The 24289-nt window shown below is 57.4% G+C and carries 16 protein-coding genes; 7 read left to right on the forward strand and 9 right to left on the reverse strand.

Annotation, left to right across the window (positions count from 1 at the left end; translation table 11 throughout):
* Positions 1-31: 31 nt before the first annotated feature.
* The 5 genes from ACUZ79_RS13920 to hcp all read left to right on the forward strand — a co-directional run bounded on the left by ACUZ79_RS13920 (position 32) and on the right by hcp (position 5344).
* Complete coding sequence (locus tag ACUZ79_RS13920) at positions 32-418, forward strand: DVU3141 family protein (protein WP_449251951.1); 387 nt, start codon at positions 32-34, stop codon at positions 416-418.
* Positions 419-514: 96 nt separating this feature from the next.
* Positions 515-2311, forward strand: a complete 1797-nt coding sequence (locus ACUZ79_RS13925; protein ID WP_449251952.1) for a polysaccharide biosynthesis/export family protein — start codon at positions 515-517, stop codon at positions 2309-2311.
* 139 nt (positions 2312-2450) lie between these two features.
* Positions 2451-3140 (forward strand): Crp/Fnr family transcriptional regulator, encoded by a 690-nt coding sequence (locus tag ACUZ79_RS13930; protein ID WP_240824840.1) that lies wholly within the window; start codon positions 2451-2453, stop codon positions 3138-3140.
* 164 nt (positions 3141-3304) lie between these two features.
* On the forward strand, positions 3305-3658 hold the full coding sequence (locus tag ACUZ79_RS13935; protein WP_240824839.1) for a cupin domain-containing protein: 354 nt from the start codon (positions 3305-3307) through the stop codon (positions 3656-3658).
* A gap of 60 nt (positions 3659-3718) precedes the next feature.
* On the forward strand, positions 3719-5344 hold the full coding sequence (gene hcp / locus ACUZ79_RS13940) for a hydroxylamine reductase (RefSeq protein ID WP_240825010.1): 1626 nt from the start codon (positions 3719-3721) through the stop codon (positions 5342-5344).
* A 526-nt stretch (positions 5345-5870) separates the two neighbouring features.
* On the opposite strand, the gene ACUZ79_RS13945 is transcribed toward hcp, so the two are convergent.
* From ACUZ79_RS13945 to ACUZ79_RS13965, 5 genes are all read right to left on the reverse strand, one after another.
* Complete coding sequence (locus tag ACUZ79_RS13945; protein WP_449251953.1) at positions 5871-7415, reverse strand: outer membrane homotrimeric porin; 1545 nt, start codon at positions 7413-7415, stop codon at positions 5871-5873.
* Positions 7416-7884: 469 nt separating this feature from the next.
* Positions 7885-8949: an ABC transporter ATP-binding protein gene (locus tag ACUZ79_RS13950; protein ID WP_449251954.1), complete on the reverse strand. Its 1065-nt coding sequence runs from the start codon at positions 8947-8949 to the stop codon at positions 7885-7887.
* 2 nt (positions 8950-8951) lie between these two features.
* Positions 8952-10643 carry an ABC transporter permease gene (locus tag ACUZ79_RS13955; RefSeq protein WP_449251955.1) on the reverse strand — a complete coding sequence of 564 codons (1692 nt, stop codon included), beginning with the start codon at positions 10641-10643 and terminating at the stop codon, positions 8952-8954.
* A gap of 93 nt (positions 10644-10736) precedes the next feature.
* Entirely contained in the window at positions 10737-11792 is a 1056-nt protein-coding gene (locus ACUZ79_RS13960; protein WP_449251956.1) for an ABC transporter ATP-binding protein, read from the reverse strand.
* A 140-nt stretch (positions 11793-11932) separates the two neighbouring features.
* On the reverse strand, positions 11933-12922 hold the full coding sequence (locus ACUZ79_RS13965) for an ABC transporter substrate-binding protein (RefSeq protein WP_449251957.1): 990 nt from the start codon (positions 12920-12922) through the stop codon (positions 11933-11935).
* A gap of 275 nt (positions 12923-13197) precedes the next feature.
* Between ACUZ79_RS13965 and ACUZ79_RS13970 the strand changes: the two genes are divergently transcribed.
* Positions 13198-14304 (forward strand): pyridoxal-phosphate-dependent aminotransferase family protein, encoded by a 1107-nt coding sequence (locus tag ACUZ79_RS13970; RefSeq protein WP_449251958.1) that lies wholly within the window; start codon positions 13198-13200, stop codon positions 14302-14304.
* Between the two features lie 316 nt (positions 14305-14620).
* Positions 14621-16258, forward strand: a complete 1638-nt coding sequence (locus tag ACUZ79_RS13975; RefSeq protein WP_449251959.1) for a putative bifunctional diguanylate cyclase/phosphodiesterase — start codon at positions 14621-14623, stop codon at positions 16256-16258.
* Between the two features lie 72 nt (positions 16259-16330).
* Here ACUZ79_RS13975 and ACUZ79_RS13980 read toward each other — a convergent pair whose 3' ends face one another.
* The 4 genes from ACUZ79_RS13980 to ACUZ79_RS13995 form a co-directional block, all read right to left on the reverse strand.
* Positions 16331-17608, reverse strand: a complete 1278-nt coding sequence (locus ACUZ79_RS13980) for a glycosyltransferase (protein WP_449251960.1) — start codon at positions 17606-17608, stop codon at positions 16331-16333.
* A gap of 18 nt (positions 17609-17626) precedes the next feature.
* Positions 17627-19762, reverse strand: a complete 2136-nt coding sequence (locus ACUZ79_RS13985; protein WP_449251961.1) for an HD domain-containing phosphohydrolase — start codon at positions 19760-19762, stop codon at positions 17627-17629.
* A 105-nt stretch (positions 19763-19867) separates the two neighbouring features.
* The gene (locus tag ACUZ79_RS13990; RefSeq protein WP_240824829.1) at positions 19868-21829 is read right to left on the reverse strand and encodes an HlyD family type I secretion periplasmic adaptor subunit; all 1962 of its coding nucleotides are present in this window, start codon (positions 21827-21829) and stop codon (positions 19868-19870) included.
* 74 nt (positions 21830-21903) lie between these two features.
* Complete coding sequence (locus ACUZ79_RS13995; RefSeq protein WP_449251962.1) at positions 21904-24255, reverse strand: type I secretion system permease/ATPase; 2352 nt, start codon at positions 24253-24255, stop codon at positions 21904-21906.
* Positions 24256-24289 lie beyond the last annotated feature (34 nt).

Below are 24289 nucleotides of genomic sequence, written 5' to 3' on the forward strand. Positions count from 1 at the left end.
CAGAATACGGCAGCCATTAAAAGGAAATGCCATGCAAACGCGTTCAGCTCATTGGCCGATGGCTCTGCTCGGCAAAGGCCGCCTGGGCCTTTCCGGTCTGGCGGTTCTTACGGCTCTGCTGCTCGGCGGGTGCGGCTTCGGCGGGTCCCCGGCCCAGCCGGAAACACCCCCCGGCCCTGTCACTGGCTTCATGATCGTCTCCGCAGTGGGAGAAACCGCGACTGTTGACGACCCTGATTTTGGCAAGGGGGTACGTGTGAGCCTGGACGAGCTTTTCACCTCGGCCAAGGGCGAGGACTGCAAACGCGGCACCGTGCTTTCAGGCCAGCGTGAAGCGGAAGTTATTGTCATCTGCAAGGACGACAAAGGCCGCTGGAACATGGCCCCCCGCGTGTGGGGCCAGGGTCTTTCACAGTAGCGAGGCTGAGACTCCGGCGTATTGCCAGCATGCCCTTTGGCAAAAAACGATCAAGGGTGCATTGCCTCTGGCTAAACCGGGCAAATGTGATTATTTATGGAAGCGCACGGCGAATACCACGCCCGTGCGCTTTCCTTGTTGCAGTTGCAGCCTCGCAGCCCTGTTGAACCGACACGCCCTGAGCATGTCTCAGCGTCTTCAGACACTGGAGATACAAGGCGTTACGAGGATATTGACCACGGAACCCTGGGGCCATACAGCCTGTTTGCGGAACCACCTCTGGGGGCCATGCAAGCCCGAATCCATTGCATCAACACTGCCATGTCGCACAGAACTATTGTTACTTTTCTGATGATCTTTTTTGCCATGACCACTGCGGTCAAGGCCGAAAACGCACCCCAGCCCTACGCTGCCAACCTGTTTCAGGGCAATTTTTCGCAGAGCAAGGACGCCGCCAAGGACGCAAAGGATGCCTCCATCATCGCACCGGGCGACCGGGTGGTGCTGCGCCTGTGGGGCGGCGACCTCAAGGTGGACAGCACCCTGACTGTGGCCGCCGACGGACATCTGGACGTACCGGAAGTGGGGGCCATACCTGTGGCGGGCCTTGGCTACGACAAGCTGACCGAAGCCCTGCGCAGCAAACTTGCCGCCAACGGACACGCCGATGCGCAGATTTACGCGGCACCGCTGGATGCCCGGCCTGTGGCTGTTTTTGTCACAGGCGGCGTTGCCAGGCCTGGACGTTATACCGGCACCCCCGGCGACCCTTTGCTGAGCTTTCTGGACAAAGCCGGGGGCCTTGACCCCATGCGCGGCAGTTATCGCGACATCCGCCTCATGCGCGATGGCAAGGCTGTTGCCAGCCTCGACCTCTACCCCTTTGCCCGCAAGGGCGTGTTGCCCGCTGTGCGCGTGCAGGAAGGCGACACGCTTGTGGTGGGCGACAAAGGCCCCACCATCACGGCCATAGGAGCGGTGCGCACCTCTGCAAAATTTGAATTCCCCAAGGGCAAATCCACGGGCACGGCCCTGATTGAACTGGCGGAACCTCAGAACAGCGCCTCGCACATCGCCCTTTCCGGCACACGCAACGGCGCGCCCTACAGCACCTATCTGCCGCTCAAGGAACTGCGCAACCTGATGCTTGAAGACGGCGATCAGGTGCAGTTTATTGCAGATGCGCCCGGCAATACCATGATGGTTGAGGTGCAGGGCGCAGTGCGCGGGGCTTCGCGTTTTCCCGTTCGGCGCGGCGCCCGCCTGCAGGAAGTGAAGAACTTCATTGCCGTTGAGCCTGGTCGCGCCAACCTTCAGGCCATGTACATCAAGCGCAAGAGCGTTGCCGCCCGGCAGAAAAAAGCCATTGCGGATTCCCTGCGCAGGCTGGAAGAAACAGCCCTTACGGCTTCCTCTGCCAGCGCGGATGAAGCGGCCATCCGCGCCAAGGAGGCAGAGATGGTCTCCAAATTTGTGGAGCGGGCCAAGAGCGTGGAACCGGAAGGCGTGGTTGTGCTTGACGGCGGGCCGGACAAAGCCGACCTCTCGCTGGAAGACGGCGATATCATTGTGATCCCGCCCAAGAGCGACGTGGTGCTGGTGAGCGGCGAGGTTATGATGCCGCAGGCCATGCTGTGGGGCAAAAAGAAGGATGTGGACGACTACATCAAGGGGGCTGGCGGTTACACCAACCGCGCAGACCACGACAAGGTCCTTGTGCTACACCAGAACGGCTCGGTGTCGCAGAACGGCGATGATATTCTGCCCGGCGATCAGGTGATGATACTGCCCAAGGTGGAATCCAAGAACATGCAGGCAGTCAAGGACATCACTCAGGTTATCATGCAGGTGGTGGTTTCCGCCCGGTTGCTGCTGGGCATGCCTTCGCTGTAAGTTTTATATAATTCGGCAAAAAGGGGGCTTTGGCCCCCTTTTTTTATTTCATGCGCGCAAAGTGCAAACGTGCGGTTGCATCACAAACGAGATATGGGGTATGGTTTTACAAGGTATGCAGAATCTACAAGAGGAATACATGGAACGCGCCCTGGAAGCATCCCCCCTGTTTTCTGGAATGAGCGGGCAGGAGGCGCGCTTGTGCCTTGCATGCAGTGGCGCATTTGAGGAACAGCACGGCAAAGGCGCGTTGATTTTTGCAGAATCCGACCCGCCGGAAAGGCTGTATGTGCTGCTGGAAGGTGCGGTGAACGTGTGCCGGGAATCAACCGAAGGCAGACGCGCAGTCATGGCGCGCGTTGACGCCCCGGGCGACCTGTTTGGCGAGGTGCATGTTTTTTTGGGCCGCCCAAGCTATGGCTGCAGCGTCCTGGCGGAAACGCCTGTACGCGTACTGGGCATACCCGCCCGGTTTTTCTACGCCACCTGCGAAAAGGCCTGCTCCGTCCATTCACGCATGATTCGTAACATGCTCGGCATTTTTGCGCACAAGGCTTTTTTTCTCACACGCCGCATTTCACTGCTTTCTTCAGGCAGTTTGCGGCGCAAACTTGCAGCCCTGCTGCTGGAACACCGCCGCCCTGACGGCATGGTTTCACTGGCAATGAACCGTGAACAGATGGCTGATTTTCTGGGTGTAACCCGCCCCTCACTTTCACGTGAGCTCGCCGCCATGCGCGACGAGGGGCTTCTGCAAATGGAGGGTAGAAGCATTCGCGTACCGGACATAGCCTCACTGAATTTTTTATGCGAATATTTCCCGGCCTGATTGAAATTTATTCTTTTTTATAATTAATTTCAGGCTATTGCATACTTTCCCTCTTTTTATCCAGCGCCCCAAATATTTTCATTTTCTTGAGCATCCGTAACATTTGTTACAGAACCATTGTCCCAGCCTTGATAGAACGGAATCGTCAACACAAGGAGGGCCTCATGGACCGCATTCTCAAGAACCTTGAATTCGCCGCCGCGCTGCCCCTGGCCGCGCAGGTCGAGTGCCAGCCTGGCCAGATAGCCAGCAAGACCCTTATCCAAAACGCCTCTGTGGGCATCACCCTGTTTGCCTTTGACGCCAACGAAGAAATCAGCGCCCACACCTCCACGGGCGATGCCATGGTTCTCGTGCTCGAAGGCTCGGCGCAGGTAACCATCAGTGGCCAGTCACATACCGTGCAGGCGGGCGAAGTGATTATCATGCCCGCCGGCCAGCCGCACTCTGTACACGCGCAAGAGCGCTTCAAGATGCTGCTTACCGTTGTTTTTCCTACCCCCAAGACCCCCGCGTAGGCGGATCACCCCCCAGCCTCCGCGTTGCGGAGTATCAGGAGACATCTCATGAGTAACGCCATGTTCTGCTATCAGTGCCAGGAAACCGTGGGCAACAAAGGCTGCACCCAGATCGGCGTATGCGGCAAGAAGCCCGAAACAGCAGCCCTTCAGGACGTGCTGGTATATGTGACCAAGGGCCTTGCGCAGGTCGCCACCAAGCTGCGCGCCCAGGGCAAGACCGTGAATCACGAAATCGACCGAATGGTTGTGGGCAACCTTTTCTGCACCATCACCAATGCCAACTTTGACGACGACATGCTCGCCGAGCGCGTGCGCAAAACCTGTGCTGCAAAGAAAGCCCTGATGGCCGAGCTTGGCTCGCGCGACGGCATGGCCGACGCCGCCCTGTGGGAAGCGGACGACAAGGCCGCCATGCTTGCCAAGGCTGCCACTGTGGGCGTTCTTGCCACCAGCGACGACGATGTTCGCTCCCTGCGCTGGCTTGTTACCTTTGGCCTCAAGGGTATGGCCGCCTATGCCAAGCATGCCGATGTGCTGGGCAAGCATGATCCTGCAGTGGACAACTTCCTTCAAGAAGCTCTGGCCAAGACTCTGGACGACAGCCTTTCCGTGGCCGATCTTGTGGCGCTGACCCTTGAAACCGGCAACAAGGGCGTGAGTGTTATGGCCCTGCTGGATGCCGCCAACACCGGCACCTACGGCAACCCAGAAATCACCAAGGTCAACATTGGCGTGGGCACCAACCCCGGCATCCTGATTTCCGGCCACGATCTGCGCGACCTGCAGATGCTGCTTGAGCAGACCGAGGGCACAGGCGTGGACGTGTACACCCACTCCGAAATGCTGCCCGCCCACTACTACCCCGCTTTCAAAAAATTCAGCCACTTCAAGGGCAACTACGGTAATGCGTGGTGGAAGCAGAAGGAAGAATTTGACACCTTCAACGGCCCCATCCTGCTGACCACCAACTGCCTTGTGCCGCCCAAGGACAGCTACAAAGACCGCGTGTACACCACAGGTGTTGTGGGCTTCCCCGGCTGCAAGCACATCCCCGGTGAAATCGGCGAACACAAGGACTTCTCGGCCATTATCGCCCACGCCAAGACCTGCCCCGCACCCACGGAAATTGAAACCGGCGAGATTGTGGGCGGCTTTGCGCACAATCAGGTGCTGGCCCTGGCCGACAAGGTCGTTGACGCAGTGAAGTCTGGCGCCATCAAGAAGTTTGTGGTCATGGCTGGCTGCGATGGCCGCGCCAAGGGCCGCTCCTACTACACCGAATTTGCCGAAGGCCTGCCCAAGGATACCGTCATCCTTACTGCCGGTTGCGCCAAATACCGCTACAACAAGCTTGACCTCGGCGATATCGGCGGCATCCCCCGCGTGCTTGACGCCGGTCAGTGCAACGACTCCTACTCCCTGGCCGTTGTGGCCCTGAAGCTCAAGGAAGTGTTTGGCCTCGCCGACATCAACGACCTGCCCATCGTGTACAACATTGCATGGTACGAGCAGAAGGCTGTTATCGTACTGCTGGCCCTGCTCGCCCTTGGCGTGAAGAACATCCACCTTGGACCCACGCTGCCTGCCTTCCTTTCGCCCAACGTGGCCAAGGTGCTGGTGGAACAGTTCGGCATCGGCGGCATCAGCACCCCGCAGGACGACCTCAAGGCTTTCTTCGGGTAATCCTCAGTTCAAAGGGGCGGCAGCTTGCTCTGCCGCCCCCATCATACAAAAGGCGGCGCACTTGTAATGGGTGCGCCGCCCTTTTGGCATTATACGGATGGGGCAGATGCCCCCGGGGCTGTGATCGTGCCTCAACAAATACAGCAACCGGGGATGACGCCGCATGATGACACGCAACATGGATGCCTCACGTTAGGGCGTATGCCGCTCGCGTGCAAATACTAGAGGAAATGCGGTGGGGGCATTACCGGGAGCACGGCGTTTATTAATGCTGAGCACAGTTGCACGATGTCCAGAGCGGTATCATCCATTCAAGCTGCAAGCACCCATAATCCATAGAATGCCATACCGAAAAAATGCAGCGCATCACTTTGCAGGGGGATACCGCGAGAAGATCAAGGTAGACTCAAAGAGTGGCAGACAGCCCGCATGACTAGCACTGCGGGCTTACAGACGCATGTTGGACGCAGGGCAACAAAAAAGGGGAACCCGAAGGCTCCCCTTTTAATCATAAGGCTAGGTACTCTTAGAAGGAGTACACGAAGCTCACGTTAACGTTCCAGGGATCACGTTCCTGGTCGCTACGGCCGTTCATGCGGCTGTTGCCCCACACAGAGCGGGACTGGTCAAGCCAGGTGGCGATGTAGGCCGCATCCAGCATGATGGTGAAGTTGTCATACATCTTGTAGGAGTTGGTCAGGCCAATTTCCATGGCGGTATCGTTGGTGGTCATGTACAGGGGATCCATGCCGGCAGCAGCGCTGACGGGGGAGCCACCCTGACGGACGATGTAGCTGGCCATCTTGGTGTTATTGGTGCCACCAATAACGTTCAAGCGCAGCGTGTGCTTCAGGTTTTCAACGAAGCTCATGTCCTTCAAGCGGGCACCGATACCCCAGGTACCAGTCATGGTAGAGCTGAGGGTGTTTTCACGGGCAATATAGGGGTTGCCGCTGAAAGCATAGTTGGAGAATTCGTTGTTGCCCGTGGCGCTGATGGTGGGCATGCGCTCGGAACCATTGGCCGGGTTGTCGTCATCGCCAGAAGCGTACCAACCATACAAGCCGGGGGTAGCCCAATCAAGCTTGTATTCGAACAGCAAAGAACCCAACCAGCCAGCGCGGTTGAAGTGGCCGTCGTCATAAGACACGGAACCGTAGTTGAAATCCCACGCGATGCGGAAGGGATCAAACGTGGTCACTTCGCCGGTCAGGCCAGCCCAGAAGGCATTGCCGTATTCGTTCAGCTTCTTGCCGTAGGTGGCGCCGCTCTTATACATGGCACCGTAAGCAGGCACCATACCAGCACGGACGTTACCACGGGAAGCCTGAGCAAAGTTGGTATTGGCCAAACGGTCAAATGAACCATCGCCGTTACGGAAGGTGTTGGGACCAACAGAGGCGTACATGGCCCAGGGGGTCACTTTCACGCCGTCAAAGGTCAGGGGAACCAGCAGACCAAAGGCGTCAAAGTTGTCCATATAGTTGTTATGGTTGCCGCTGTGGTCGTTGAGGTTGCTGTAGTTGTCGTTGTACAGACGGGCCCAGAAGGCGCTCACGCCAACGTTGTCGTTGAACTGGTAAGAAGCGGTGATACCAGCCACGTCATCATTGAGGACGGAGTTGGAATTGGTGGTGAAGCTGGGCAGGGCCATGCCCTGAATGCCCATGCGGACCTTCAGATCGGTCTGGGGAACGAGCCAGTCAATGTAGGCATTCTTGACCTTGATGGCACCGTTGCCATCAGCGCCAAGAGCGCCGCCGTTGTTGCCGTTACCGCGACCGGAGTCGCTGGTGCCCCAGTACTGCTGGCCAATTTCGAAGAACACGGTGCCGGACAGGGCTTCAGAAGCCACGGCGTCCAACTGCAGGCGCACACGCTGGCTGGATTCGAATTCATCCTGGCTCGTGTTGTAACCAGTGCGGCCGTTACCGCCGGTGAAGCTGCCGTTCTGGCCGTAGTCAAAGCTCATGATCCACTGGCCCTTGGCCTTGAAGTCGATGGCGCTGGCGCCCGTGGCAACGCCGAACACAAGGCCGGCCGCCAACAGAAGAGTAGCGATCTTTTTCATGGTTATCCTTCCTTTCTTTTGCCCCGCTTGGGACTATGGTTTCATACAAACGCCTATGGAGCGGTTTCCCGCTTCGGTGTGAATATATGGAAGGGCTAAACACTTTGCAAGCCCTATCGTGCAAAAATTTTTACCAAAAAAGAGCAACTTTGGTTCAACATTGCATATCTATCTATATTTAAGCAGGTTAAATAAAATCTAGATATAAAAAAAAGTTCTGACACATACCTGTCACAGTGTCATTTTTTGCGGAACGCATCCAAATTTCCGCGCTGCTGGCTTACAATCTGTCAAAGGGATGTCGGTTAAAAAATTTTTCACCGTCCTTTTCTCTGCCGCCGCAAATGCAAATCTGGACTTTCCCTGCCAGCCACCGTTTCCAGAATGCAAAACGGCCATGCGCATCTTCTCAAAAACGCATGGCCATAATCAGAGGCAAATAGATCTGGTGTATCGGCGAACCACACTGCTAGGTGGCAGCATCCAGGGGGAACCACAGGGGTTTCAAAAAGTGCAGGCGGCAGTTTTCTCCTTCATGCGGGCCTCGGGCGTACCGCCCTTTCTGCACCCGCACGCACTGCTCGCCCACACGCACCTGATAGTCGAGCTGTTCGCCCAAGAATGTACGCCGTTCCACAATGCCAGGTACGCCGCCTTCATCCACGAAATCAATTTCATTGGGGCGGCTGGCAACCACGCCGCGCCCGGCCTGCACAATGGCGGCATCAGGAACGCACCCCGCCGGGAAGTCGGCACTCACGCCGTCAAGCTGCATATGGCTTGCCGTTACCGCCATTTCCGTAAAGTTGGACAAGCCTATAAAGCTGAACACAAAACGGTTGGCGGGCCGGGTGTAGACCTCCAGAGGCGAGGCCACCTGCTGCACCACGCCGTTTTTCATCACCAGGATGCGGTCAGAAAGCGCCATGGCCTCCGACTGATCGTGAGTCACATACATGATGGAGAAACCGTAAATCTTTTGCAGCTCCTTGATTTCAAAGCGCATTTCTTCACGCAGATGAGGATCGAGGCTTGAAAGCGGTTCGTCCAGCAACATGACTGAAGGATTGATGGCCAGCGCCCGGGCAAGAGCCACGCGCTGCTTGCCACCGCCGGAAAGATCCGCAGGGCTTTTTTGCGCAACATCCAGCAGGTTGGTATGCCGCAAGGCATCGGTGGTGCGTTTGTGCAGCTCCGCCGAGCCGATCTTTTTGATGCGCAGCGGAAAGGCCACGTTTTCATACACGCTCATGTGCGGCCACACGGCAAAGGCCTGAAACACCATGCCGAAATCTCGTTTTTCAGGCGGCAGATAGTATTTTTTGGCGCCGGACGAAAGCAGCTTGCCGTTCACGCTGATTTCGCCCTCGTCCAGATCCTCAAAGCCCGCCACCATGCGCAGGGTCGTGGTTTTGCCGCAGCCCGAAGGCCCGAGCATGGAGAAACATTCGCCATCTCCGATCTCGAGATTCAGGGAAGAAACAGCCTTAACCTTGCCAAAATACTTGCTAACATTGCTGAGTGTAATGGACATAATCAGGCCTGCCTGGACTTGGCGAAATGGTTGATAATGCTCTGCCCCGTCACGATAAGAATGAGGGCAATGCCGGCCAGAGCCGCCGAGGTCACGGTTTCGCCGTCTTCATTGAGGGTGTAGATGGCCACGCCGATGGTGCGGCTGGTTGTGCCGTACAGCATGACCGAAACCGTCAGTTCGCGCAGCGCAGGCAAGAAGATCAGAAAGAAAGCCGCAACCATGCCGGGCCGCACCAGGGGCAGCACCACATCGCGCAGGGCCTGCCACATGCTTGCGCCGCAGGCGCGGGCCGCTTCCACCAGTGAATCATGCACCTGTTCCAGCGCCGCCGAGTTGGCCTTGAGCGAAAAGGCCATATACCGCGCAATATAGGCGATAAGGATAATCCAGATGGTGTTGTAAAGATTCACGCCAAAGCGTCCGCTCCAGGCCAGTATCACGCCAAGGGCGATGACCGAGCCGGGCACGGAAAAAGGCAACATGCCCAGAAACTCCAGAAAGCCCTTGCCCCGCACCTGCATCTTTACAATGACGTAAGAAATCATGACGCCCGCAAACATGGTGATGGTGGCGGCAGCCAGGCCGAGGCCGATACTGTTCTTGATGGCCTGCTGGGTCTGATCCCACTCAAAAAGCACGTACTTGTAGTTGTCGAGCGACAGATTTTCCCAGGTGATGGGCACGCCGTAGGTTTTAAGCCCGCCCACAAGAAAGATGGTCACAGTGGGCAGCACAATGGTGATGGCTATGTACAGCAGGCAGAACACAAACAGAGGCGTGCGCAGACCGCGCAACTTGAGTTCCATGGGCCGGAAGCTCTTGCCCCCGATGATCTGGTATTTGCCAGACCCCAGCACCTTGCGTTGCAGCCAGATAATCAGACCTGCCGTAACAACCAGCACCGAGGCCAGCACCGTGCCGGTGCGGATGGAGGCAAAACTGCCCGCGCTCTCATGGATGCGCTCGTAAATCAGCGTGGGGATATTGTAGATGCCCACCTCGATGCCAAGCACTGCCACGGTGCCAAAGTGCGCCATGGAGTACAGCATGATGAGCAACGCGCCCGAAAGGATGCTGGGCAGCACCAGAGGCAGGGTTATCTTGCGGGTGATGGTGAACAGACCCGCGCCCGAAATCCGGGCCGATTCCTCCAGGGTGGGATCCATGCGCTCAAGCGCGCCGCACACCTGAATGAACACAAAGGGGAAAAGATACATGGTTTCAATGGAAATGATGCCCGCGTAAGAAAAGATGTTGAACAGGGCGTCTTCCGCACCTGTGACATCGCGCCAGAGCCTGTTGATGTAGCCCGCGCGGGGCGAGAGCAGCATCTTCCAGGCCAGTGCGCCGATGAACGAGGGCAGCATGAAGGGCACAAGAAACATGCTCTTCATAAAGCCCTTGTAAGGAATGTCCGTGCGCGTCACCAGCCATGCAAAGAACGTCCCCACGGTGGTGGCGCAGAGGGTTACGCCGCTGGCGATAAACAGCGAGTTCATCAATGCCTGATAGGTTTCGCCCTCGCTGAGGTTTTTTACCAGATCCGCCGCGTTGAACTGCCCGTTTACAAAAAAGGCGTTGAAAAAGATGAGCGCCACCGGCACCACGACCACGATAACCAAAATAGCAATGGAGAGGAGCAGAATCACCTCTGCCACGCCCCACGAACGCTGTTGTCTGACTGCTTGCATACCTGACCGCCAAATTTGGAGTAATCCTGCGCCCCTTATCCTGCCAGCCGGATTGTCCGGCACGCTGCGCGGCGCGCTGCTGCAAAATCCAACCTAGCTGAACCAATGCGCTCCACGAAGGTTAATGACGCATTCGTCCCCTTCGTGCAGCAAGAGGTCGCGGGCCAGGGCCTCGTGGGTATCCACCGCCGTGCGCACCTGCTGGCCGCACACGTCAAGCTGATAATCGGTGAACGCGCCCAAAAAGCTGGCGCGGCGCACCGTTGCCCGCAACCCCTGGCCCTGACGGCCCAGTTGCACATCTGACGGACGGAATCCCACCCGCACTTCACCAGCAAGACCAGCCTGCGGGGCAAGGGGAAAAACATGCCCGTCAATGGTCGCGACCCCGCCGTCCACGGTTGCCCGCAAAAAATTGCTCATGCCCAGAAAGGAAAAAACAAATTCGTCTGCCGGGGTGGCAAAGAGATCTTCCGGCGTACCTATCTGGCGGATGGTCCCCTGCTCGTCCAGCAGGGCCATGCGGTCAGAGATGGCCAGCGCGATTTCCTGATCGTGGGTGACATACAGGATGGTCACGCCCAGATTTTTTTGTAGCGCTTTGATTTCAAAGCGCATTTCTTCACGCAGGTTGGCATCAAGGTTGTTCAGCGGCTCATCCAGCAGCAAGAGGCTGGGCTGGGCCACCAGGGCGCGGGCCAGGGCCACCCGCTGCTGCTGCCCGCCCGAAAGCTGGGAGGGAAGGCGATCTTCCATGCCGGTGAGGTTCACATCGTCAATGCTTTTTTGCACCAGAGCCGCAGCCTCTGCGGTATCACGCCGGGCGATCTTGAGGGGATAGCCCACGTTCTGGCGCACCGTCATGTGCGGCCACACGGCATAGTCCTGAAACACAACGCCAAGGCTGCGCTGCTCGGGCGGTAGGGCAGTGCCGCTCTCGGCATCCGCCACCACTTCGCCGCCAATGCTCATGCGCCCGGCATCCAGTGTTTCAAAACCAGCCATGATGCGCAGCAACACGGTTTTGCCGCAGCCGGAAGGCCCGATGAGGGTGAAGCATTCGCCGTCCCGCACCGCAAGAGACAAATCCTTAAGAACCGTATGGTCGCCAAAGGATTTTGATATGTTTTCAAGAAGTATTTCTGCCATGAAAATTCCCGCTTGCGCTGTGCGCGCTGTCGGACAGCGCCTGCCGGTTTCTCTCCGGCAGGCTCGCCCGTGGCTGATTCAGACCTCCCGCGCGGCGTAACCGCGCGGGAGCAGGACGCAAAATTGTAACGTTTACGTCACTATTTCGACATCATAATATCTGTAAATTTTTTAACAGTGGCTTCCTTTTCACTCAAAATATGCTGGTAATCAATTTTTATACCGCGTTCAAAGGCCTTTTCACTGGTGGGCAGGCCAAATTCCGCCGGGGGCACAATGCCTTTGCGCACGGGCAGGGTTCCCTGATCGGCCAGAATCTTCTGTCCTTCTTCTGAAAGCAAAAAGTCCACAAACTTCTTGGCCGCTTCCAGGTTGGGGGTACCCTTGAATATGGCTGCGGGGCTGGGGATCACCAGCATTTCAGGCGGATAGACCAGAGCAAGGTCTGCGCCCTTCTTGATTTTGTCGTTCACGATATAATCTACGCCGATGCAGGCCAGAAGATCGCCGGAAGCAGTGTCGTCAATGACCTGACCGGACCCCTTGCCCATGCGCGCCCCATTTTTATGAACATTTTCTATGTATTCCCAGCCGAACTTGTCCACCAGCAACTGAATGCTCATGTAGGACGTGCCGGAAAGCGCCGGATTGGCAATGCCAAAGGCCTTTTTGAATTCGGGCTTCATCATGTCGCTCCACTGGGCGGGAGCTTCCTTCACATGGCGTTTGTTGTAGGCGATGCCAAGCGTACCCAGGCGAATTGCCGTGAACGAGCCGTCAAAATCCGGGAAAGGATTGATGACGTTCTTCAGCTCTGGTGATTCGTATTTTTCCAGAATGCCCTCGGACTTCATGTTAAAGAAGTCAGGCACTTCGCTAGTCCAGATAATGTCGGCCATGATCTTGCCCGACTGGCGCTCGGTGGCGATTTTCGCCATGAGCTTGCCCGCGCCAGCAGACTGATAATCCATAGCAATATCAGGATATTTTTTAACAAAAGCCTCTTTGAGCGAACCAATAATAGATTCCTTCATGGAGGTGTAGACCACCAGTTTTTCGGCGGCAAAAGCCGAAAACGCCGAACCCGCCAAAAAGACGGCAGCAAAAAAAAGAATGCTGATCCGTTTCATCTGTCATTCGCTCCTTTTTAATGTTCTCTGAAAACCGGGCACGTTCCGGCTGAATGTTCCATACTGCCGGAATTTTTCTCAAAGGTAGCCAATGCAAGCGATGAAGACAATGCGTTTTTATCCTGATGGCTCTTCTGTCAGTCCAGTATCGGGCAAGCTCTCTGCAAGACGGTTCCGAAACATTTCCATGCGTGGTAGCGTTCCCTATCCGCCGTCGCAGCAAGTGCCCGGCATGGACCTGCCTGCGCAGGCCACACACAAACCAGGAGATTGTCATGACCACGGTTTTTGGAACACTGGACCATGTGCTTCTGATGGCCCCCGGCCCTAGCCCGGTTGCGGTCAACGTGCTTGAGGCCATGAGCCTGCCCACCCTTGGGCATCTTGACCCGGACTGCATCAAGGTTATGGACGCCCTGCAAGAACAGCTTCGCGCTGTGTGCAAAACACGCAATGCCGTGACGTTTCCCATTTCAGGTACAGGTTCCGCAGGCATGGAAGCCTGCTTTGTCAACCTGGTGGAGCACGGAGACAACGTGCTTATTGTCAACAACGGCCTGTTCTGCTCGCGTATGGTTGAAGTGGCCTCGCGCCTTGGCGCGCTGGTAGACACTGTGGAATGCCCGTGGGGCGCGCCCATCTCTGTGGACGCGGTGAAAAAACAGCTGGCGCAGAAGAATTACAAGATTCTTGCTGTGGTGCATGCCGAAACATCCACTGGCGTGAACAACCCTGTGGCTGAACTCGGCGCGCTGGTCAAAAACAGCGATACACTCTTTTTGGTGGACAGTGTGGCCGGTCTGGGCGGCGTGGATGTGCGCGTGGACGAATGGGGCATCGACGCTTTTTACAGCGGTTCGCAAAAATGCCTTTCCACCCCTCCCGGTCTTGCGCCTGCTTCGTTTTCCGAGGCTGCCATGGAGGCCATGGCCCGCCGCAAGACCAAGATACCCAACTGGTATCTGGATGTGCCGCTTATCCGCAAATACTGGGAAGGCACGCCCCGTACCTATCACCATACTGCCCCCATCAATATGTACTATGGCCTGCATCAGGCCCTGGACAATCTGCTGGCCGAAGGCCTGGAGCCCTCGTTTGCGCGGCATCAGGCCATGCACGAAAGGCTCAAGCAGGGCATGGGCAAGCTTGGCTTCAAGCCCTATGTGACCGAGGGGGCCGCGCCCCAGGTCAACCTGTTTGTGCCGCCCGAAGGCGTGGACGCCAATGCCCTGCGCGCCAGCCTGCGCAAGGATCACAAGATTGAAGTGGCTGGCGGCCTTGGCGCCCTTGCTGGCAAGGTGCTGCGCGTTGGCGTCATGGGCGAAGGCGCGCGCGAAGAGCCCATTGACCGTCTTGTGGCGGCGGTAGCCGCCTGCCTGTAGCACGTTAACTTCCCTGCCCCCCGGCCCAGACCTGCGCCCCGATTGCGTCCAGGTTGCCAGCCGGGGGGCAAAACGCGCAGAGCGTCCTTCATCTCCCGAAGCCTCTGGCTCCGCCTTGGCGACAACTCCGCCCTTCCGGGCAGCGTTTGACTTTTTCCCGAGCAGCACCCTATATTGATTACGTTGGCTTCCTTTGACGCAGGATGCAAAGGGCGCTCTTGGTTCCGGTTTGTGCATGACCGCAACCATTCCACCATGGAGACATTCACAACCTTTGGCAGCACTCCCACGCCAGGAAGACCGGGGAAAACGTCACATGAAGACACTTCGCCTCCGCCTTTCCCTGCTGATCCTTCTGCTCTGCTGCCTTTTTGCGGGCCTGATGCCAACGCAGACAGCCGCTGATGCCACAACCGCGCAGAACAGGCCCTCGGCAAATGCACCAGCCTCTCCACCGTCCTCTCCATTCAACGATCAGGCAGGCTTGCCGGTGTACCCGCCGGAAGAAGAGCACTCCTTTGCAGCCCGCATTGACCGGAGCATAAACTGCTCAATTCAAAAACGTCCCTTCAAGGTTGTTGGCGGCCTCATTGCCTTTTTCCTGAGCGTCATCCTTTTTCTGCTCTACTGCCTGGGCTGCAAGTGCAGCCGCATCTGCCGCATGGAAGCCCAGATGAACAAGGATGAACTGACCGGCCTGCCCAACCTGGAAAAATTCAAGGTGCTCTGCGACAGCCTCATAACAACCCAGGTCACCTCTGACTACATGCTGCTTTCCGGCGATATCTGCCAGTTCAAGACAATCAACGACCAGTTCGGTTTTGGCATGGGCGACAGCCTGTTGCAGGCATATGCGGCAATTTTGCAGCGTAACATTCTGCCAGAAGAGTGTTGCGCCAGAATATCCTCTGATCTCTTTGTCATGCTCCTGCGGTTTGATACATGGGAGCAGCTATCGGGCAGAGTCCGCGAAATGGACAAGGAACTGGACGAATGGCGGCGAAGTCAGGCACTGCCCTACACGGTGCGCACCGTCTACGGGGCCTACTGCGTACCCAGGGAGCAGGAAAGGGACATGCAGCTCATGCTGGATCTGGCCAACTATGCGCGGCTGGAAGCCAAGCGCTCGTCCGGCATTCCCATGGTGCTCTACAATGAGCATATGCGGCAGGAGGCCCTGCTGAGCCATGAACTGAACGGCAAGCTGGAAGACGCCCTGACCAACGGTGAAATGCAGGTGTGGTATCAGGCCAAGGTAGACATGCGCACGGGGGCCATTACCGGCAGCGAGGCGCTGGTGCGGTGGAATCATCCCTCACGGGGAATGCTGCTGCCGGGCAGTTTTATCCCCATGTTTGAACGCAACGGCCTTGTAACGTCCATTGACTTTTTTGTATTTGAGCAGGTCTGCCGCAACCTGCGTAGCTGGAAGACGCGCAACCTTCCGCTGCATACGGTTTCCTGCAATTTTTCGCGGCTGCATTTTGACCGCCCCCACTTTACCCAGCGGCTTGCGGATATTGCCGACCGCTATTCCGTGCCGCGCCACCTGCTGGAAGTGGAAATCACCGAAAGCGCCATCATGAACAACCCTGAAGCTGTCTGGCTACAGATCGTTCAACTGAAGGAAATGGGCTTCAAAACGGCCATCGACGATTTTGGCGCGGGCTATTCGTCCCTCGGTATTGTGCAGATGCTTGACGCGGACTGCCTCAAGATTGACCGTAGCTTCATCCAGCGCGACCTGCCGGGCCAAAGGGCGCAGATCGTGCTTGGCAATATCATTCGCCTGGCTTCGGATCTTGGCATGAATGTCATTAGCGAAGGTGTGGAAACAGCAGAACAGTCTGCCATCATCATGAAGCTGGGCTGCTATACGGCGCAGGGCTTTTTTTACGCCAAGCCCGAGCCTTCGCACGAATTTGAAGCAAGGCTCGCCATGCAGGGCTTATAAGCCAGGCTATTGCCGGTCAAACCCGCGCAGCATACTGCCCGGTGCAGCAAAGTCGTCCCGGCTGGCCCGATGTCAGCCTTCTGCACTGCCCTTCATGCTTGCGCTGATGAGATCCATAAATCTGCGCGTCTGCACATCCGCATCATACGAACGCAGCACCGTTTGCCGTGCATTACGCCGTACATGCCCCAGTTGCGGAGCCCGCGCCAGCACATCAGCCAGTTTTTGCGCCATGTTTTCATGATCCCAGAAGTCGCACAAAAAGCCGTTTACACCGTCCTGTACCACTTCGCGCACAGGCGGCGTGTCCGATGCCACAACCAGTGAACCGCAGGCCATGGCCTCAAGCAAACCGGTGGAAAACACATGCGGCGCGGCCAGATACACATGAGCGGTGGAATGTTGCAGCATGGCCCGATATTCCTTGAGCGAACGCGCGCCAAGCAGGTGCACACGCGCCCGGAAGCTCTGATCTATGCCCAGAATATCTACCGCACGGCGCATGGCCTTGCCGGTCTCGGTGCATTCGGCTGGCGTATCTGAGCCGCCACCCTGTTTGCGCCCGGTCTGGGCAATATCAAGCCAGGCCAGCACCACAAGGCAGTTAGGACGCAATTCAAGCAGGCGCGGCAGGCACTTGCGGAACTGGTCAAAGCCGCGCGCGGGGTCGTGCATGGGGCCGCAAAAGGTCACCAGCTCATTGCTTGCGCATCCCCAGGAATCAGCAACGCCGTCGCCTGCGGCATCGCCATCCTTTTTTTCCTCGCCGGGCATAAAAAAGCGCGTGTTGATGCCGCTGGGCACAACCTTTATGTCGCGTTGCAGCGGGGGGGGGTACTGGGCGCGTTGCCAGAGGGAGGAGGTAACGGCAAGCTGGCATTCGCCCAACGCGTTGTATTCCCACAGATTGCACACCCGCAGGGGGGCAAAGTCCGCCGGGGGGCGGGGGGTGCCACGCGTAAAAAAGCAGTGACTCTCGCCATTGTTGTAAAACCAGTCGCCCTGAGCCACATAAAAAGCCTTGGGGAAGATGTCGCGCACGTAAAAACTGCCGCCCATGCTTGCCGCAGCGCAGATGATATCTGGGACAAAACCGTTTCTCCGCAACGACAGCAGGGCATTGCCCGCCCGCGCGCCACGCCGCAGGCGCGTCACGATTTCCTTTTCTGCCGGGTCGTCGCTTTCATAGGGCGCAGGCGGCGCCAAACGCAGCCGCCGCACACCGGGAATGGCAAGTTTTTGCCCGGTTTCTGCAAGAAACAGCACGGTATTGTTCTGGGATGCGCCAAAGGCCTGAGCAAGAGAACGAAAGCGGCCAGGAAAAACAGAATTCAAAAAAAGAATGCGCATTGTTAACCCCTGTACCTATTAGGCGCTGTTTGGCTGAGGATCGCCAAGCAAATGCTCCAGAAAGGCCATACCCTGCTCTGTCTCCAGAAAAGCCCGTAAAGAGCCCACAACCGAGGCGTCATACTTGGGCGGAGTTTCGGACAGGATATTCAGGGCATCTTCCGTACTGTGCGCCTCACGGTAGGAGCGTGGTCGCATAAGCGCGCAGAAGGTATTGGCAACCGCCAGAATCCGGGCGTTCAGACAGATGGCCCCATCATTCAGGGCAAGGGGATAACCGCTGCCGTCCAGGCGCTCGTACATCTGGGTGATGGCCTCCAGCACCGGCAGGCCAAAGTCTATGTCTGCCAGGGCCTCGCGGGCAAATTCCACATGCTGTTGCAGCAATTCCCGTTCCTGCGCCGAGAGCGCGCCTGTCTTGGTGAGCAGATCCTTGGGCAACTGGATCATGCCCACATGCGAAAGGTTGGCTGCCGTGCGCAGGGTGGCAAGGGTTTCCGCATCGCTGCGGCCAAGCCCGCAGGCCAGAGAAACCGCCAACTGCGCGGTAAAGGCCGACTGCCCGCGCAGATAGGTATCCACGGCCTCGATGGCCTTGACGAAAGCGTTGACGGTCTGGGCCACCATTTGCTGCGAACGCTGCTGCGCCACGGCAATATCCGTCATGTCACTGTATACGGAGACCATGCCTGAAAGCCGCCCGTTTTCATCCCGAAACGGAGTGCAGGAGGTAAGATAATAGCGCAGCTTGCCATCCACCAGCAGGGCTTCGGCAAAGCTGAAGGGTTCACCCGCCCGGTGTACGGCCAGCGTATGGGTTACAAGGCTGCGGGCAAGTTCCATATCCAGCTCGGAATATTTCAGCCCGCGCAGCTCCGTGGCTTTTCCCCTGCCGCACAAACGGGCAAAGCTCTGGTTGGCGTAGTGGATGACGCCGTTCAGGTCGTTGAGCACAATGCCTGCCGACAGGGCGGAATTTACGCCGTCCATGATCTGCTTTTGCTGGTTGACCACCAGATAGAGCTTGTGCATCTGCTCCGCCACGGCGCGCTCGTTACGGCTCACAAGGCTCCACCACAGGGCGGCCAGCAGGCCGCCAACCAGCGCAGCCATGATCAGTGAAGCCACAACAACATTCTGCTTTATGCTGGAAAATCGTTCATCAATACGCCGCACGGGCAAGGTTTGCTCCACAAGCCAGGGCAGGTTGGGCACGGGCAGGGCAAGCCCGTATATCTCGCGCTCGCCTTCCGGCAGGCCGGGATCAATACGTGTGCCGAGCGGCAGTTTTTCATCATGCAGCGACCAGCCGGGCAAATCCGACACGCCCGACACTTCGTTAGGTGCTATGCGTTGCAGCTTTTCACCAAAAGATTGAAGAATAAATGTATTGTACTGGGTGCCATTGCCCGCTTCGCCAGTGGCCGCAGCAGTTACAGGCAGGACGCTGTAGGTGGCCAGCAGCAGGGAAACCACCCTGCCCCCTGTTGAATCCACATACAGGGGCGCAAAAATGGGAAAGGCCATATCCATGACAAGTCTGCCATTTTCGCGCCGCACAGGCATAAGAACGGGCTGTTTGCTGTTCAGGGCCTGCTGCAAATAGGGCCGCTGTTCCTCATCTGGCGGCTGCACGCCCTCAGGGGCGAGGTACATCTGCATGTCTGTATTAACCAGGCTCGCGCCGCTGAAACTGTTTTTCTCCATGAAGTCTCTGAGATAGTTGACCATCAACGGAAGACGCGGGGCAATTTTTTTCAGAGGGTCACTGTTGCTGGCAGTGCTCGCCAGGGGCGCCGTATCCGCTTCGGCCCCATTCTGGCTTTGCCGGGCCATCTGCAACATATCCGTGGCGGACACGCCCGCACTTGCAACCTCTGCGGCGAACAGCCGCAGCATATCCTGCGTGACAAAAATATTTACCTGACCGGCAAGGGTGCCAGACCACACGGTGAGCAAGGCCACCTTGCCCGAGGCCTGCGAGTTCATGTCCTGCCCCATTTCACGCAGCAGGTGGGCACGCGAATCATGCAGATACCAACGTGCAAAAATAAAAATCAGGCAGAGCGCCAGCACAAACAGTGCCGACATGGTCAGCGCCGCCTTGCGGTTGCGCTGGGCTACGCCTGGGAGAGTCAGTTCTTGGGGTGCCATATATTTTCCTTCATCTGGCGGAGCGTCTCAACAAATCTGCAGCGGATCATTAACCTTTGAAATACTGGTTTACGGAAGGCCAAAGCCTGTCAGCGCATTTTCGCCCTAGCGCTCGCGCAGGGCGTTCTGCTTAGCCTTGAGAATGGGCTTGAGCAGATAATCCAGCACGGTTTTTTTGCCAATCATAATGTCTGCCGTCACCACCATGCCCGGCATGATGGGAAGAGACTCGTTGTGGTAGACAATGGCATTTTTCTGGGTGCGGATCTTTACAAGATAAAAGTGCTCGCCTCTTTTATCTTCAATGGTATCGGCGCTGATGGATTCAAGCTTGCCTTCAATCCCGCCGTAAATGGAGAAATCATAGGCTGAAACCTTGACCATGACATTCTGTCCCGGACGCAGGAAGGCAACATCCTGCGGTTTGACCTTGGCCTCCACCACCAGAGTGTCGTCAAGCGGCACAAGATCCATGATGGGTTCGCCGGGTTTGACCACGCCGCCCACTGTGGAAATGTATATCTGCTTGACAGTGCTGCGCACAGGAGCGCGCAGTTCTGTACGGGTTACGCGGTCGCGCCCTGCCGAAAGATTTTCGCGCAGGGAATTGAGTTCCTGCCTGCGCTTGTTGATTTCGTCAGTAACAGCAGCGACCTGCTCGGCCCTGCGGGATGCTATGCGCTGCTTGGATTCGTCCGCTGCGGCCTTGGCCTTGGGTATTGTGGCGGCAAGGGAATCTATCTGACCCTGCAATTCCACAACCTTTTGCTGCATGCCGAGGTATTCCAGCTTGGAAAAATTGTTGCGCTGCACAAGGGCGTAGGCCGTATTCTTTTGCTCAATGGAAAGCTCAAGGCTGCGGTCAAGCTGCACCTTGCGGGCAGTCAGTTCTTCCACATCATGCAGACGCTGCACATACTGGGACTGTAGGACATCAATTTCCGCGTTGAGCTGCTCGCGGCGGCTGTGCCAGGCATTTTCCTGATCCTGAATGATCTGGTGGATGCGCCCCAGCATGCCGGCTTCCACCCTGCGGCCAATGACTTTTTCTGCCCACATGTCAAAATTTTCTGGAAAAACAGGCTTGTCCCCCTTGATCTCAGCTTCAAGGCGGATGATGGCGAGGCTGTTTTCCATGGCCTTGTTTACAGCGTCGCGGTAGGCGCTTTCGGCCATCTCATTGTCCAGTTGCGCCAGCACCGCCCCCTTGTCCACAATCTGCCCCTCATGCACAAGCACTGCGCGCAGGATGCCGCCCTCAAGGTTCTGGATGGTCTGGGTGCGCTGTGAACCTACAACCGAACCTTCCGCATGGGTCACTTCATCTACGCTGGCAACGGCCGCCCAGATGATCAGACATAGAAAAAACGCGCCCACGCTGATGGACAGCGCGCGCACGCCGAACTTGGGCCGCCGGGCGAGGGCCGCGTCCACCTCGTTGGCAAAAAGGATATCATCGGGCGTCAGGCCGCGCAGGGGCGCGTCCATGGCTGCGAACAGGCCAGGATTGCCCTGCTGCTGCCCGCCCGTCATGGCGCCAGCTCCCTGCTGACCGCCCTTGCCCAAAATTCTTTCTACAGTTTCATGCAACGACTGCCGCAAGCTTTTATCCGGGCGTTGTTCGTGCTCCCCGCCCATCAGCAACTGACGCAAAAAAAGCTCGAGATTACTCGGTTCTTTCTTTTTGGCGGCGGCAGCATCCAGCCCCAGGGGCTGCATGTCGCTGGCACTCTGACCCAGATCGGCCATCAACGTGTCCAGATCAGGCAAACGTCCAGCGCCCGCATCCAAACCTGACCCAAACGAGGCGGTTGCGCCAGAATCAGCAGCAGATTCATGCACGTTCTCGCTGCCGGGCATGGCTGGCAGCGGCACGTCAACATTGGGCCGTGAAAAATGCGAGCCAAAGGGCATACCCGGCATGCCGCCCGGCTGCGGAAAGACCGAAGGCTCCACACCTCGGGGCAGGAGCACATCGGGCTTTGACGTGCCGCATTGCGCCCCTGCTTTCTGTTCTGGCTGATTTTCAGCCCCGGTCATATCCATAGTTTTCTGTGGCAACTGCATGCGCCCTTCTCCAAAAACCGCTGGGCGGTCATTTCAAAACAAAAAGCCAAAACTTTTCAGCAAAGTCAAAAACTTCAGTCCGTTGCGGCATCAGCAGATTTTTCCTGCGGTGCGGCCTGCTGCACATTGGTCACGTTCTTTTTCGAGCGGTCGCGCAGACTTTGCAACACTGCGTCGCGAGGGCCGTCCAGTTTGATCTGTCCGCCTTCCATAACAATGAGCCGATCCACTATACGCAGCATGGAGAGCCGGTGGGTCACAAGAACAAGGGTGCGCCCGCTAATGACCGATTGCAGTCTTTTTTGCAGCAGCATTTCTGAATCCGTGTCCATATTGCTGGTGGGTTCGTCAAGAATGAGCACCTCAGGGTCGCGCACCAGAGCGCGCGCCAGGGCCACTGCCTGACGCTGCCCGCCAGAAAGCGCCTTGCCCTGCTCGCCCACCTGCGCGGCAAAGCCAGCGGGATTATTGCGCAAAAAGTCTGTGACGCCAGCCAGGGAGGCGGCGCGCAGAATGAGGTGATCGTTGATGGTGGGGTCCCCAAGGGCAATATTGTCGCGAATGCTGCCGTAAAACAGCACCACATCCTGCGGCAGCACGCCCACGCGGCCACGCAGTTCCATGCTGGGAATCTGCCTGATGTCCACATCGCCAAATTTCACCGCCCCTTCCTTGGGCTGATAGAGACCAATAAGGAGCTTTGACAGGGTGCTTTTGCCCGATCCCATGGGCCCGATAATGCCCACGCGTTCACCCGGCTCAATGCGCAGTGAAACATGCTCCAGAGCCAGACGTTCCTGCCGGGGATAGGCAAAAGAAACCCCTTCAAGAGCGAACGAAGGCCGCAGCATGCCAAAATCCATGCAGGTTTTTTCCATCTGATTTTCAGAAGGCAGCATCATCAGCATGTCCAGTGCCTTGAGGGCCACATGCGAATTTTGCAAACGGGTGAGCAGGGAGGCCATCTGGAGCAGCGGGGCCATGGTGCGCCCCACCAAAATATTGCAGCCGATAAGCGCGCCCATGGTCATGAGGCCATCAGATATGCGGTACACGCCCCACACCACCATGGCCACAGTAACCAGCTGGGTAATGAGCATGGAAGATGTGACCGCAAGGTTGTTATATTTGCGGGATTCACTGTTGGAGCGGGCCGAAAGGCCCACCACAGATTCCCACAGCTTCTGCATGCGGCTTTCGGCCATGCAGGACTTGAGCGTTTCCAGCCCGCCCACTATTTCCACCAGCAGTGCGTTTTTTTGCATGTTCTGCTTGTAGCTGGCCTCGGCGCTCATGCGCGAACGGTGCTGGAGCAGCAGGCCAATGCCGATCATGATGGGCATGGCCCCAATGGACAGCAGCACCATAGGCCCACCAATGAATGCCGTAAGTAGTAAAAAAATAACAAGAAAAGGCAGATCAATGCAGGCAAGCAGGCTTGAGGAACTGAAAAATTCGCGCAGCTGCTCAAATTCGCGCAGGTTGTTGACCAGCGCGCCCGTGGATTCGGGCTTTGCGTCCAGCCGCATGGAAAGCACCTTTTCCACCAGCGAACTGGAGAGAACGATATCCGCATTGCGGCCAGCCACATCAACAAAATGTGTACGCAGAGCCGAAAGCAGAAAATTGAAAAGATAGATGATGCAGATGCCGCTTGCCAGCACCCACAATGTTTCTATGGCATTATTGGGAACCACGCGGTCATAGACATTCATCACAAACAGCGGGCTGCCCACGGCAATGAGATTGATGACCACGCTGGCCAGGGCCACGTGTCTGTAGATGGGCGCGTAATACCGCAGCACATCCCAGAACCAGCGCTTGCCACGAGCGATGCTGAGGCGTTCGGAGCGGTCATCCGGCGCTGCTTCCACTGCGGCAAAGAGCGCATAGCCGGAGTATTCGTCCGTCAAGGCCTCTACTGGCACCAACTGGGAACTTTCGCTTGTTTCGGGAAAAACCACCTCGGCCATGTCGCCGTCAAGGGCGGTGAGCACGCACGAGCGGTCGTGGGAGAGCAACAGAATGCACGGCAGCACAAGGCCTGGAATATCTGCGATATCAGGCCGATAGGCGATACGCCCGGCCAGTCCCGCCTTGCGGGCCGCCCGCAGGCAGGCCTGAGGCGTTACCTTGCTGCCCGAAAGCCCGGCCATGAGCACATGCGGCGACACTGCCCGCCCGCGCAGGCGCATCAGGACCGAAAGACTGCGCAACAAGCCGGGCATGAAGTCCACGTCTGAAGGGCGCAACGGGCCCATGCCCGGCGCGGTGCGCGGCGCTTGGGTTGTGCCGTGTTCTGCAACGCCGGAGGCTTGCCCCGGTGTCATGTCTGCTGTCTTTTGGGGAGCCCGGCTGTCGCCGGATTCCTGTTCAGGTGATGTGGGCCGTGCCTTTTCTTCTGAATCCGCAGAAATTGTATCCATGCATATTCCATTGATGCTGATGGGGATAACTCGG

The organism is Desulfovibrio faecalis (assembly GCF_053570625.1).

Coding starts and splice junctions, on each gene's coding strand:
- hcp (WP_240825010.1), top strand. CDS start 3,719: ATGTTCTGCTATCAGTGCCAGGAAACCGTGGGCAACAAAGGCTGCACC.
- ACUZ79_RS13930 (WP_240824840.1), top strand. CDS start 2,451: ATGGAACGCGCCCTGGAAGCATCCCCCCTGTTTTCTGGAATGAGCGGG.
- ACUZ79_RS13995 (WP_449251962.1), bottom strand. CDS start 24,255: ATGGATACAATTTCTGCGGATTCAGAAGAAAAGGCACGGCCCACATCA.
- ACUZ79_RS13975 (WP_449251959.1), top strand. CDS start 14,621: ATGAAGACACTTCGCCTCCGCCTTTCCCTGCTGATCCTTCTGCTCTGC.
- ACUZ79_RS13955 (WP_449251955.1), bottom strand. CDS start 10,643: ATGCAAGCAGTCAGACAACAGCGTTCGTGGGGCGTGGCAGAGGTGATT.
- ACUZ79_RS13960 (WP_449251956.1), bottom strand. CDS start 11,792: ATGGCAGAAATACTTCTTGAAAACATATCAAAATCCTTTGGCGACCAT.
- ACUZ79_RS13980 (WP_449251960.1), bottom strand. CDS start 17,608: ATGCGCATTCTTTTTTTGAATTCTGTTTTTCCTGGCCGCTTTCGTTCT.
- ACUZ79_RS13970 (WP_449251958.1), top strand. CDS start 13,198: ATGACCACGGTTTTTGGAACACTGGACCATGTGCTTCTGATGGCCCCC.
- ACUZ79_RS13950 (WP_449251954.1), bottom strand. CDS start 8,949: ATGTCCATTACACTCAGCAATGTTAGCAAGTATTTTGGCAAGGTTAAG.
- ACUZ79_RS13985 (WP_449251961.1), bottom strand. CDS start 19,762: ATGGCACCCCAAGAACTGACTCTCCCAGGCGTAGCCCAGCGCAACCGC.
- ACUZ79_RS13925 (WP_449251952.1), top strand. CDS start 515: ATGGAAGCGCACGGCGAATACCACGCCCGTGCGCTTTCCTTGTTGCAG.
- ACUZ79_RS13990 (WP_240824829.1), bottom strand. CDS start 21,829: ATGCAGTTGCCACAGAAAACTATGGATATGACCGGGGCTGAAAATCAG.
- ACUZ79_RS13935 (WP_240824839.1), top strand. CDS start 3,305: ATGGACCGCATTCTCAAGAACCTTGAATTCGCCGCCGCGCTGCCCCTG.
- ACUZ79_RS13920 (WP_449251951.1), top strand. CDS start 32: ATGCAAACGCGTTCAGCTCATTGGCCGATGGCTCTGCTCGGCAAAGGC.
- ACUZ79_RS13965 (WP_449251957.1), bottom strand. CDS start 12,922: ATGAAACGGATCAGCATTCTTTTTTTTGCTGCCGTCTTTTTGGCGGGT.
- ACUZ79_RS13945 (WP_449251953.1), bottom strand. CDS start 7,415: ATGAAAAAGATCGCTACTCTTCTGTTGGCGGCCGGCCTTGTGTTCGGC.